Origin of the sequence: Variovorax sp. W1I1 (genome assembly GCF_030815625.1) — a bacterium.
Taxonomy (GTDB): Bacteria; Pseudomonadota; Gammaproteobacteria; order Burkholderiales; family Burkholderiaceae_C; genus Variovorax; species Variovorax paradoxus_C.
In genome coordinates this window covers 6,800,001-6,812,195 of the sequence record NZ_JAUSWZ010000001.1, presented here as the reverse complement: position 1 = coordinate 6,812,195, position 12,195 = coordinate 6,800,001, and the positions used below count along the sequence as shown (strand labels likewise).

The window sequence follows — 12,195 nt, the reverse complement described above, 5'->3', positions numbered from 1 at the left end:
TCGCGTCCGGCGTTCTCTCTCAGGGCACCCCGCCGCTCGGCGGCACTCCGCCGTCCATGGGATCGGACGGTGGCGGTGGCGGTGGCGGTGGCGGTGGCGGTGGCGGTGGCGGTGGCGGTGGCGGTGGTGGCGGTGGCGGTGGCGGTGGTGGTGGCGGTGGCGGTGGCGGTGGTGGCGGCGGCGGCGGCGGTGGCGGCGGTGGCGGTGGTGGCGGCGGTGGTGGCGGCGCAGGCGTCCATTCCGAGGTCGGCTCTCTCGGCTCAGGCTGGCCCGGCGGCGGCGGTGGGGGTGGCGGCGGCGCGGCGGTTCCGTCGGCCAGCGTGGCTGTGTCGTCCGCACGCCGTTCGGCGCCGGTCTTGAGCCCTGCGCCGGCAATGATTCCCTCGGCCAGCACCACGGGGACCGTTCCGATCACGGGAATCGCGGCAATGATCCCTTCGGCGCGGCGCCGGCTCGTGATGCGCGAGAGCGCCCGCAGCCGTTCCGCGAGTCCCGGCAAATCGGCATCGTCGGCATCGTCGGCCGCGTCGTTCAGCTGCTTGGCGGCATCGGCATATTGCTTGAGCGTCGCGCCGACGTCGGCGATCGCGCTCTTCACGCCGACGACGGCGCCCAGCGCGGCCGCGACGGCGGCCGCATCCGCGCCGCCCCCTGCGCCGCCTCCGGGCACGAAGGTCTTGAGCACGTGCGCTTCCACGGCGGTGGGCGCGGCCTCGATCTCCGAGCCGGCGACACCGATCAGCTTCACGGCCAGCGTGTTCTCGATCTGCACCCCGATGAAATTGGAGATGGCCACGGCCAGCGCGTTTTCCATGCTCAGGCCCATGAAGGTCGAGCGTGTGAGGCCCAGGTTGGCCTCGCTGTTGTTGCCGATGTAGCCGCTGGTGTTCGGGCCCAGCACGGTCGTGTTCGAGCCGCACGAGGTCGCGTCCAGGCTGCCTACCGCCAGCAACTCGATGCCGGTGTTGCTCAGGAGCTTGATCTTGTTGGCCATCAGGTGCAGCGGCCCGGTGGGCACCGTGATGTACTTGGAGCTCGCGCCCGTGACCAGCCAGTCGATGTGGCCCGCCTCGAAGCTCATCTTCGCGGCCTTGTAGGTCAGGTTGCCGCTCACGGTGATGCTCTGGTTGCCGATCACGTTGCGCGTCTCGCCGGCGCGCGAGGTGTCGGTGCGCGCGCCGGTCACGTCGGTGAGGCTCGTTCCTGTGACGATGGTCTTGTCGTCGGTGTCGACATGCGTGGTCCGGTTGCCCACCACCTGGTTGTTCTGGTTGCCCTTGACCGTGTTCTTCTGGTCGACCACCACCATGGTGGTCTCGTTGCGCGTGACCGTGCTCTTGCGGTCCCGGTCCACGTGCTCGGTCTGGTCGCGCTTCACGGTCACCGACTGGTCCCTGTCCACCGTGGTCGAATCGTCGCGCTCCACGCTGCGGCTCATGTCCAGCTCGGCGTGGATGTTGATGTTCTCCTCGCCCTTCTTGTCCTCGAACATGATCTCGTTGTAGTTCGCGGGACCGCCCCCGGGCGTGGAGCGGGTCTTGAAGCCGCTCTGCGTGGGCGACTTGTAGGGAATGGGCTGGTCGTCGTTGTAGACGCGGCCGACGATCACCGGCCGGTCCGGATCGCCGTTCAGGAAGTCGACGATCACCTCCTGGCCGATGCGCGGAATGAAATACCCGCCCCAGCCCTTGCCGCCCCAGGGCTGCGACACGCGCACCCAGCAGGTCGACTTCTCGTTGCTCTCGTCGTAGCGGTCCCAGTGAAAGTGCACCTTCACGCGGCCGTGGTCGTCCACGTGCAGCTCGTCGCCGGCCGGGCCGACCACGATGGCGGTCTGCGGCCCGGGCATGGTCACGCGCGGCGTGAGGCGCGGCGGCCGGTAGGCGCGCTCCAGCGGGATCGCCGTGATCAAGAATGCGCTGGTGCCCGGCTGCGAGGTGTTGAGCATCGGCGTGCTGGCGATCAGGTCTTCCAGCACCTGCAGCGTGTCGGCGTTCACCGCATCGTCACGCAGCACCTCGGTCATCGCAGTGCGCACGTCCTGCGTCACGGCCATGCCGACGCCGACGCTTTCGTAGCCCGGATGGCTCGCCATGAAGGTGCAGGCCGCGATCACGTAGTCGCCGTTGCGCGTGCCGTCGGGATCGCCTTCGAACTTGAAGCTGCGCCCGGCCGTCACGTCGGGCCAGGTGGTCAGCGCCCAGTGACGGTCGCGGCGCGCGTTGAGTTCGTCGCCGCGCAGCTTGGTGCGGTTCTCGCCGTCGTCGCCCGTGAAATAGCCGCCCGGGAATTCGAACTCCTCGAAGTCGGCCAGCTCATGGTCGTCCTTCACGTCGATGGTGGCGCCCAGCTTCTTCTTGATCGCCTTGAAGTCGCTGTCGCGCGAGGCCTGCTTGCCGGTGTCGAACTGGCGCGAACTGATCCAGCGCGAAATCTCGTTGTGCCGCGCCTCGCTCGCATCGCTGGGCATGTAGCGCAGCGTGCCGTCCACCGGCAGCTTCTCGTGCGCGAGATCGCTCGCGTCCGACAGGTGCATGGTGCCGGGCGCATCGTGCGCATCGAACCAGTAGTAGATGCCCTCGTCCTCCAGCAGGCGCGAGAGGAACTGGTAGTCGTTCTCCTGGTGCTGCACGCAGTAGCGCCGGGGCGTGTGGGTGCCGATGACGTTGCCGGCCTTGGTCTTCTTGAAGCGCTTGATGGGGCTGTCTTCGAACACGGCATCGAGCACCTCCAGGATCTTCTTGTCCTGCAGGATGCGCGAGTTGGTGCGCTTGGTGAGCAGCCAGAACCACGAGCGCAGCGTGATGCGGTATTCGAAATGCCGGCCCACATGACCCGCGCGCACGAAGCGCACCGCATGGCCCTGGCAATGCCGCTCGTGCTTGCCGCCGTCCTTGTCCTGGAACTCGATGACCACGTCGAACGCACGGCCCAGGATGTCCTTGGCATCGAGCGCCTTGTTCTTCGAGAGCACCGTGAGCTCGTACGCCGAGGGGCGCGCGAGCGCCTCGTGACCCACGATGCGCCAGAACATCAGGTCGTCCTTGGCGGGTGAATCGGTCTCGATGCGGAACTCGTGGTCGGCCATTTTTTACTCTTGAAGGATGAAGGCGGCTCGGTCTCTTGAAGATGGAGCAGCTCAGTCGAACGCGTAGGTGAAGTCGGCGTCCTTCACGTCCAGCGCGACGCGGCGGATCTCTCCACCGGAGGCCAGGCGTTGCAGGTACTCGACCGAAATGGTGGGCAGCACCGTGTTGGTCAGGATCGCGTCGATCACGCGGCCGCCCGACTCCGGGTCCTGGCAGCGCGCGACCACCTGCTCGATCACCGCCTCGGTGTATTCGAAGGGCACGCCGTGGTTGGTCTCCACGCGCTTCTTGATGCGGCCCAGCTGCAGCCGCACGATCTTCTTCATCATGTCCGGCGACAGCGGGTAATAGGGAATGGTGACGATGCGGCCCAGCAGCGCGGGCGGGAACACCTTCATGAGCGGCGCCTTCAGCGCATCGGCCAGCGCGTTCGAATCGGGCAGCAGCTCGGGGTCGCGGCACATGCTCATGACGAGCTCGCTGCCGGCGTTGGTGGTGAGCAGGATGATCGTGTTCTTGAAATCGATCATCCGGCCCTCGCCGTCTTCCATCCAGCCCTTGTCGAAGACCTGGAAGAAGATCTCGTGCACGTCGGGGTGGGCCTTTTCCACTTCGTCGAGCAGCACCACGCTGTAGGGACGGCGGCGCACCGCCTCGGTCAGGATGCCGCCCTCGCCATAACCGACGTAGCCGGGCGGCGCGCCCTTGAGCGTGGAGACGGTGTGCGCCTCCTGGAACTCGCTCATGTTGATGGTGATGATGTTCTGCTCGCCGCCATAGAGCGCCTCGGCCAGCGCAAGCGCGGTCTCGGTCTTGCCGACGCCCGAGGTGCCGCACAGCATGAAGACGCCGATGGGTTTCTGCGGGTTGTCCAGCCGCGCACGCGAGGTCTGGATGCGGCGCGCGATCATCTCCAGGCCGTGCTTCTGGCCGATGACGCGCTGGTTCAGCGTGTCGGCGAGCTTGAGCACCGCTTCCACTTCGTTCTTGACCATGCGGCCGACCGGGATGCCGGTCCAGTCCGCGACGACCGAGGCCACGGCCTGTTCGTCGACCGAAGGAAGGATGAGCGGCGATTCGCCCTGCACCGCGTGAATCTTGGCCTGCAGCTCGTGCAGTTCGGCAAGCAGCGCGGCGCGGTCGTGCGCGGGGACTGCGGCAGCGGCCGGGTCTGCCGGCGCGGCGGCGACCGTTGCATCGGCTGCGGCCGCAGGCGCATCCACCGGCTTGTTGCCCGCGCGCAATTTGCTGCGCAATTCAAGCAACCGGTCGACCAGCCCCTTCTCTTCCTGCCAGCGCGCATTCAGCGCTTCGAGCTGCAGCTTCGACTCGACCAGCAGCGCCTCCACCTGCGCCGAGCGCTTGGTCACGTCGATGCCGATGGTGGCTTCGCGACCGATGATTTCCTGCTCGACCGTGAGCCCTTCGATGCGGCGCATGCAGTCTTCCACTTCGGGCGGCGTCGCATGCTGCGACACGGCCACGCGGGCGCACGCCGTATCGAGCAGGCTCACCGCCTTGTCAGGCAACTGGCGCGCGGGAATGTAGCGGTGCGAGAGCTTGACTGCAGCCTCGATGGCCTCGTCGAGCAGCTGCACGCGGTGGTGCTTCTCCAGCACGCTGGCCACGCCGCGCAGCATCAATATCGCCTTCACCTCGTCGGGCTCGGGCACCTGCACGACCTGGAAGCGGCGGGTGAGCGCCGGGTCTTTCTCGATGTACTTCTTGTACTCGGCCCAGGTGGTCGCGCCGATGGTGCGCAGGTTGCCGCGCGCCAGAGCCGGCTTGAGCAGGTTGGCTGCATCGCCGGTGCCGGCCGCGCCGCCTGCGCCCACGAGCGTGTGGATCTCGTCGATGAACAGGATGATCGGCGTCGGCGAGCTCTGCACCTCGTCGATCACCTGGCGCAGCCGCTGCTCGAACTCGCCTTTCATGCTCGCGCCCGCTTGCAAGAGGCCAATGTCGAGCGTGAGCAGCTTCACGTCCTTCAGTTGCGGCGGCACGTCGCCGCGCGCGAGGCGCTGCGCAAAGCCTTCCACCACCGCGGTCTTGCCGACGCCGGCCTCGCCGGTGAGCAGCGGATTGTTCTGGCGGCGGCGCATGAGGATGTCGACGATCTGGCGGATTTCCTCGTCCCGCCCGGTCACCGGATCCATCTCTCCCTTCTTGGCTTTCTCCGTGAGGTCGACAGCAAATTTTTTCAGCGCATCGCCCTTCCCCATGGCGGCCGGCGCCATCGCGCCCGAGTCTTCGCCGGGGGCGCCGCTGCCCATGCCGGTGCCGTCCTGCGCACGCATCTGCGATTCGGGCGAGGCATCGCATACCTTGGGGAAGTTGTCGGCGAGGTCCTCGACCTTGATCTTCTCGAACTGCTTGGACAAGTTGAAGAGCGGGTTGCGCAGGCTCTGCGTCTTCAACATGCCCACCAGGATGTAGCCGGTGCGCACCTGCGCCTCGCCGAACTGCAGCGTGGCGTAGGTCCATGCCCGTTCGATGGCGTTCTCGATGTGCGGCGAAAAGTCGCTGATCGCGGTCGCGCCGCGCGGCAGGCGGTCGAGCGCGGCCGTCATGTCCTTGGCGATCACCGACACATCGAGGCCGTAATGCTGGATCACGCGGTGCAGGTCGGAGTCCTGCGCCTGCAGCAGCTGGGCGAACCAGTGCTCCAGTTCCACATACGGATTGCCCCGCATCTTGCAGAACACCGTGGCGCCTTCGATGGCCTTGTAGGCCAGCGAGTTGAGTTTGCCGAAGAGGGCGGTGCGACTGATTTCACTCATGGAAGACTCCGTATCTGTTGAAGACGATTCATCTCGGGCAATTTGAAGTTCGGCGGTCCGTGCCCGGCTTCATGGCGCAAAAAGCCTTGCGCTGGCCAGCCACCCTTGCACGTTCCGCCCCGCTTCACGGCGCGGAACGATCGGCTCGATGCGAATGGCGTCGAAACCGGCGGCCGCGAGGCAGGCCTCTACATGCGCGGCCGCATGGCGGTAGCGGCCGCTGCCTTCGAGCCTGAAGTCGTTCGGTCCGCCGTCCATGGCCTCGACCGTGAACGCCACGCCGCCTTCGGGGCGCAGCGCACGCGCGGCGGCCGCCAGCACTTCGTGCAGGTCGCCGAAGTAGCACAGCGTGTCGGCCGATGCCACGAGGTCGAAGCGGCCGGGCTGGGTGTGCAGGTAGTGGGTGAGTTCGGCCTTGTGCAGCACGTCGTAGCCGCCGCGCTGCTCCGCGCGCTGCAGCATGCCGACCGACAGGTCGCAGCCGGCCATGTGCGAGGCCCAGGGCCGCAGCAGCGGAGCGCAGAGCCCGGTGCCGCAGCCGGCATCGACCACGGCGATGCGCGCGGCGGGCGGGCCGAACATGTCCCGCACCGCGCGCGCCACCAGTTCGGGTGCGCGGTAGTGCAGCTTCTCGAGGCTGGCGTCGAAGCTGCCGGCGTAGCTGTCGAACAACGTCTCCACATAGCCGTCGCTGGCGCGCGCGGGCGCATGCCCCTCGCAGGCGGCCAGCAGATGCGCGACCACGGGATTGCCTGGATCTTCGGCCAGCCACTCCCGGTACATGCGGATGGCCTGCTCGTTCTCTCGGAGCAGCTCCAGCGCGCGAATCACCTTGGAGCGCGCGCTCATGTTGCGCGGCTGCAGCAGCACCGCACGGCTGTTGGCGATGACGCTCTCCTCGATGCGCCCCTGCTCCATCAGCGCGATCGACAGGTTGTACCAGGCCTCGCTGGACGTCGGCCGCAGTTCGATCGCACTGCGGCTGGCGCGCTCGGCGGCCTGCCAGTGGCCCTTGCCGCGTTCGAGCATCGCGATATTGCTCAGCGCGTCGGCAGCTTCGTCGCCGCTGGCGAAGGACACGCTGTTTTCATAGGCACGCATCGCATCGTCGACGCGGCCGGCCTCGACCAGCAGATTGCCCAGGTTGTTCCAGGCGCCGCCTTGCGCGGGTTGCAGCGTGAGCGACCGCCCGATCAACGCGATGCTCTCGGCGTCGCGCCCCTGCGCATGGCGCAGCAAGCCCTGGTAGTGCAAGGCATCGGGGTCGTCGGGCGCGGCTTCCAGAATGCGGGCGAGCAGTTCGTCGGCCGCGTCGAGATTCCCCGCCTTCGTCAGGTCCGCCGCTTGCACCAGCGCGGCCGCGTGCGCCGCCGTGTCTGCACACCCGAGCGTTGTCGTCGTCATGCGGCGGCTCCTGCAGCGGTCCGGACAGTCATCGAGCTGTTGCCGATGCGCACGTCCGCTGCGTCCTTCGCACGCGTGCGCTGGCCGAGCCACGAGGCCCAGCCCAGGCGCGGCGCGTTGCCGTTCTTCTGTCCGAGGCGTGTGACCGGCACCTCGGCCTTCTCGAGCACCAGTTCGGCGTCCCATTCGAGTTCGTCGCCCAGCAGTTGCTGCATCCAGCGCTGCAGCACCGGCCGCGCGGTGCCGATGGGCAGGAACATGCGGTACTGGTCCAGCGTGAGCGGCCCCATGTGCAGGCGCACGCGGTGCTGCCGGTCCCACGCGCGGGTGCCGAGCATCGCGCCCATGCCCATCGAGCGCGAGCTCTCGCCGCGCCCGAGCCGCGTGACCTCGTCCGCCGGCACGCGCATCCAGTGGCCGACCCATCGCTCCAGCGTCACCGGCACGCCGAAGTAGCTGCGCAGCACCGACTCCACGCTCTCCGCGTTGTGCACGCGCCGCGCGAGCCAGCCCGAGAAATGCAGGCGCGCATCGTCGTGCACCTCGTCGCGCCCGATGCGGCCCGGCGTGCCCATGCCGACGAACGCGCCGACCTGCAGCCTGAAGCGGTCTTCGCCGGGCCGGTCGAGCGCCACCGCGGGCCGCGCCTGCGCCCACGCACGGTAGAAGTGCAGTGAGAAGCGATGAAGAAAGCTGTCGAGAAACGCGAGCCACGTGGGGTCGCCATGGTTCAGGCTGCGCTCGCGGATGAAGTCGCTCAGGTGAACCGGCAGCGGGCCGTTGGGGCCGACGTAGCTGAAGAAGTGCTGGCGCAGGCGCGGCGGCGAATACGCGGTCGCCGGCTCGAAGCGGCTGAAGCTCGCGGGTGCGAACGAGAGCGAAGGCTCCTGCCCCACGCGCACCGGCTCGGCGCTCGGCAGCAAGGCACGGCCCCAGCGCGGCGAGGTCGCGGCCACCGATTCGAGCCGGCGCATCACCGCGAAGTAATCGAACGACCACGGCTCCGCGGACCACCCGCGCAGCGCGTTGTCCACGCGCGTGGCTACAGAATCTGCCGGGTCCCGCACAGCGGCCTCCATCGCATGGTCTCGCCCTTGCCCGCCACGCGCAGCACGGTCTCGACGAAGTGATTGACCTCCACATGGCGCGCGAGAAAGCGCGACATCACGGCACCGAAGAGGAACACGCTGTGGCCGTGGAACGCGTCCTTGTCGACCTCCAGCGTCACTTCGAGTCCGCGCCCGAATGCGATCGGCCCCTTGAGCGGCAGGCGGCGCGCCACCGGCTTGCTCTTCACCGAGAGGAGGCCGCGCACCTGGCCCTGACGCATCTCGTCGGCATGCGTGGCGTAGAGCATCAGCGTTTCGCGCAGCGCGGCGGCGCCCTGCTCCGGCGTGCTGTCGGAAATCGAGAGGTAGTTGAGCGCGAGGTGATCGACCACCCGCCAGCCCAGCCCCTGGCTCACCACCGGCGACACCGGCCGCGAAGGCCCGCGCACCATGCGCACACGCTGCACCGGGAAAGAATCGACGCAATCGAAATCGTTGTCGCGGCCGAGCGGCATCAAGAGCGGCAGGTCGCGGTTGGTGCACAACGCGGTCACCGCCAGTTGCCGCAGCGTGGCCGCGTACGGCGCCTGCTGCGGATCGACGATCTGCATGTAGACCTCGGAGCCGATGTGGCTGCTGCGATGCCCCTCGGTGCGCTGGCGCACCGACAGCATGCGCGGCTCGCGTGTGGTCGTGAAGTACGCGGGGTGGTTGTGCCGCGTGCCATGGAAGGCCGAGTAGAACGGCCGGAACGGCTGCTCGGCCGCCGCGGCATCGGCACCGGGCGCGCCGTGGCCGATGACCTCGGTGACGGTGTGCACCTCGAAGTCCTGCGGCCGCGTGCGGTCGGGCACCAGGTGGAACTGGCTCACGCCTTCGGTGAGCGGCACGCGATCGAGCCGCTTGTTGAAGAGGTTGACCACCGGCACGCAGTGCAGCTGCACGTTCTCGGCGGTCACCAGTTTTTCGAGTGCCGCATCGCCGCGCGAGAACAGCAGCACGAGCTCGATTTCTGTGACCGGCATCGTGGCGAGCAGCGCCTGCAGCCCCGCGATGCGCAGGAACTGGAAGCGCTGCGGAAACGCGAAGTACTCCTGCAGCAAACGAAAGCCCGAGAAGCCCGTGGCCGTGACCGGCAGCAGCGCCTCGTCGTCCTCGAAGCCGACCGCCTGGATCGCGCTGGACGGCAGGCTCTGCGCCGCGCCTTGCAGCGCGCCCGTGGGCGACAGCGGCCGCACCATCACGCCGATGGGCTGGCCCAGCGCGCACTCCTGCAGTTGCCACGCCACGTCTTCCGCACCACCCAGATGCAGCACCAGGTCGTCGAGCGCGATCTGGTTGAACTTGAGCCCCGCCGTCGCACGCAGTGCAATGCGCAGGCCGCCGCGGATGGCGCGCGATTGCGGGTGCGTGGCCAGCGGCAGGTCGGGCGCGTAGGTGAAGTACTGCGCGCGCTGCACCTCCATCGGCCAGATGCGCAGCGCACTCGATGTGCGGAATTCGCAGTGCGTGTTCTGCCCCACGGCCTGCCGTGCACGCAGGCCGGCGCCGCGCGGCAGCTTTGGGCCCGTCGCGAGATTGGCATCGTCGAGGTCGGGCGCAAAGGACACCACCGCCATCGCGGGCGTGGGTGCGAGAAAGTTCGGATAGACGATATCGAGCAGGTGCCCCGTGAAGCGCGGGTACTCGGCATCGAGCTTGAGGTTGACGCGCGCCGACAGGAAGGCCGTGGCCTCGATCAGCCGCTCGACATACGGATCGGCAACCTCCTGGCCTTCGATACCCAGCCGGTGCGCGATCTTCGGAAAGGCGCGCGCGAACTCCGAAGAGCTCTCACGGAAGTAGCGCAGTTCCTGTTCATACAGGTTCAGCAGCCGAGGGTCCATGTCCGGACTTACCTTGGGTTTTGCGCCATGTCCACGATCTCGATGCGTCCTTCTTCCAGGTCTACACGGCTTCGCATCAGGAACTCGAGCGGTACGGGTTGCGCCCACAGCATGCCGCGGATCTGCAGCCCGATGCTGTTGTGCGAGTCCATTGCCGAGCCTTCCATGACGAGTTCCACTTCGAGAGTGCGGGACAAAATGCGCGGCTCGAACTGCAGGATTGCGTTCTTCAAAGCCTGTTCCATGCTGACACGCTGCACCGACGAGGTGAACTGGCCAGACAGCATAGGCAATCCGTAGTTGATGACCGAGCGCGCAGTGTTGGGGTACTGCTTGTCGTCCATCGCGAGTCCGAAACCCGTGGCGTTGAAGAGCCAGCTCAGGTCGCGCAGCACGGCAGCGCGCAGCGCCTGCTTGGTCAGCGTGCGCTTCTCGTCGCCCTCGCGTTTTTCGGTCGGCGCGTTGTCGACCAGGCGGTCGAGCAGCGAGGGCTGCAGGCGCTCCTGGGCGGTGAGATCGCCCATCTCAGCCGCCCGTGCCTTCGGTGCCTTCCTCTGGTGTCGCTTCTTCGGCGGCAGCCACCGGATTGAAGAGGATCTCGCGCACGTCCATGAGCGCGTATTCGCCGGCATCGCTGCCGAGCACGCGCTGGCCGGTGCCGGCCCACACCTCGGGGCGGAGCTCCCGCCACTCGGTCTTGCGCGCGAGCTGCAGCTCGCCGTCTTCGCTCTTCTCGGAGCCCTCGTAGCGCGTGGGAATGAGCGCGAGGGTTTCGCCGCCGTTCTCGAACTGCAGGTGCGCGGGCATCCAGACGCAGTCGCGCAGGTCCTCGGGCGGCTCGATCTTGATGTGCGCGAGCCGCGCATACGGAATCCAGTAGTACTTGCCGTTGACGAAGGCTTCGAGCACGGGGCCCAGGCGCATGTCGGCATCGGCCAACCACTCGAAGGGCGTGCCATCGATGGTGCCTGCGATGGCGGGCGCACCGTCGAAGGCGCGCTGGCGGAGGTCCTCGGCGAGTTCGGACTCACCGCGCCCCTGCCGCAGCAGCGACTCGATGAGCAGCGCCAGCCATTCGTCGGGCTGGCCGAAGATCATGGGCGTGCGCGTGCCGGCGAACACCTCGGCGCGCAGGCCCTCGCAGCGCACGGCATCGCCATACACCTGCTTCATCGGAACGGCGAGCGCATCGAGCTCGGCCGCGACGGTCAGCTGGTTGAGCGCGCGCTCCCACTGCCCCAGCACGCAGAGCAACTGCGCCATGAAAACGCGGTGCTTGCTGTCGGAGGGCTTGGCGCGCACCTCGTCGCTCAGCGCCTTGAGCGCGGCCACCGGATCGGCGGACTTGATGAGTTCGGCGGAAGAGGTGGCCATGTCAGTTCCCCGTGAAGGTGCAGGTGCGCACGGCGCCGCGCGCGCCGGTCTTTTGCTGCGGCGCCGAGCGGATCTCCAGCTTTGTGTAGTCGAAGAAGATGATGTCGCAGGGCCGCTTGGGCGTGCCGCCGGTCACGATGGCGTGGCAGTTCACGCGCGCGCCTTCGAGCACGAATTCCAGGTGCGACTGCATGTCCTTCGAGCTGTCGCCGCCGGCCTTGAAGACCGACACCGTCACCTTGAGGTCGGCGTCCTGGCTCTTGAGCAGGCTCGCGATGGAGGCCGTGGCCGCATCGCAGTCGCGGATCACGATGAAGGAGTAGTTGCGCAGCTTGCCCTTGCTGGAGCCGGGCGGGATGGCCACGTCGGACTTGTACGAGTAGCCGCCGATGTCCATCCGCTGCTTGCCGTCTTCGTACTTGCGCACCGACTCGCCTTCGATCGGCGTGCCCTTGCTCTCGATCATCATCGAGAAGTCGTTGCCCGATTCACCCGACAGGTAGTCGAGCAGGCGCAGGGCCTCGTCGGGGTCCAGTTTTCCATCGTAGGTCCAGCTCATGTCGATCTCCTGAGAAAAATTCGGTGACGGGTGGGTGGCGTGTCGTCGTTCGTG

8 protein-coding genes are annotated in these 12,195 nt (G+C 67.6%); all 8 read right to left on the bottom strand.

What is annotated here, in order from left to right; translation table 11 throughout:
- Positions 1–19: 19 nt before the first annotated feature.
- A complete protein-coding gene (locus QFZ83_RS31635; RefSeq protein WP_307512336.1) occupies positions 20–3,088 on the bottom strand; it encodes a type VI secretion system Vgr family protein in 3,069 nt (1,022 codons plus the stop codon).
- 51 nt (positions 3,089–3,139) lie between these two features.
- Complete coding sequence (gene tssH, locus QFZ83_RS31630; protein WP_307512334.1) at positions 3,140–5,869, bottom strand: type VI secretion system ATPase TssH; 2,730 nt, start codon at positions 5,867–5,869, stop codon at positions 3,140–3,142.
- A 69-nt stretch (positions 5,870–5,938) separates the two neighbouring features.
- Positions 5,939–7,273 carry a tetratricopeptide repeat protein gene (locus QFZ83_RS31625; protein WP_307512333.1) on the bottom strand — a complete coding sequence of 445 codons (1,335 nt, stop codon included), beginning with the start codon at positions 7,271–7,273 and terminating at the stop codon, positions 5,939–5,941.
- Entirely contained in the window at positions 7,270–8,307 is a 1,038-nt protein-coding gene (gene tssG, locus QFZ83_RS31620) for a type VI secretion system baseplate subunit TssG (RefSeq protein ID WP_307512331.1), read from the bottom strand. Before tssG ends, QFZ83_RS31625 begins: the two co-directional genes overlap by 4 nt.
- Positions 8,308–8,315: 8 nt before the next feature.
- A complete protein-coding gene (gene tssF / locus QFZ83_RS31615; RefSeq protein WP_307512329.1) occupies positions 8,316–10,208 on the bottom strand; it encodes a type VI secretion system baseplate subunit TssF in 1,893 nt (630 codons plus the stop codon).
- An 8-nt stretch (positions 10,209–10,216) separates the two neighbouring features.
- A complete protein-coding gene (gene tssE / locus QFZ83_RS31610; protein WP_307512327.1) occupies positions 10,217–10,732 on the bottom strand; it encodes a type VI secretion system baseplate subunit TssE in 516 nt (171 codons plus the stop codon).
- Between the two features lies 1 nt (position 10,733).
- A complete protein-coding gene (locus tag QFZ83_RS31605; protein WP_307512325.1) occupies positions 10,734–11,582 on the bottom strand; it encodes a type VI secretion system accessory protein TagJ in 849 nt (282 codons plus the stop codon).
- Between the two features lies 1 nt (position 11,583).
- Positions 11,584–12,141, bottom strand: a complete 558-nt coding sequence (locus QFZ83_RS31600) for a hypothetical protein (protein WP_307512323.1) — start codon at positions 12,139–12,141, stop codon at positions 11,584–11,586.
- Positions 12,142–12,195 lie beyond the last annotated feature (54 nt).

Bases quoted from the DNA above. Each gene is read 5' to 3' on its own strand.
- QFZ83_RS31600 (WP_307512323.1), bottom strand. From the start codon at position 12,141: ATGAGCTGGACCTACGATGGAAAACTGGACCCCGACGAGGCCCTGCGC.
- QFZ83_RS31605 (WP_307512325.1), bottom strand. From the start codon at position 11,582: ATGGCCACCTCTTCCGCCGAACTCATCAAGTCCGCCGATCCGGTGGCC.
- QFZ83_RS31635 (WP_307512336.1), bottom strand. From the start codon at position 3,088: ATGGCCGACCACGAGTTCCGCATCGAGACCGATTCACCCGCCAAGGAC.
- tssE (WP_307512327.1), bottom strand. From the start codon at position 10,732: ATGGGCGATCTCACCGCCCAGGAGCGCCTGCAGCCCTCGCTGCTCGAC.
- QFZ83_RS31625 (WP_307512333.1), bottom strand. From the start codon at position 7,273: ATGACGACGACAACGCTCGGGTGTGCAGACACGGCGGCGCACGCGGCC.
- tssH (WP_307512334.1), bottom strand. From the start codon at position 5,869: ATGAGTGAAATCAGTCGCACCGCCCTCTTCGGCAAACTCAACTCGCTG.
- tssF (WP_307512329.1), bottom strand. From the start codon at position 10,208: ATGGACCCTCGGCTGCTGAACCTGTATGAACAGGAACTGCGCTACTTC.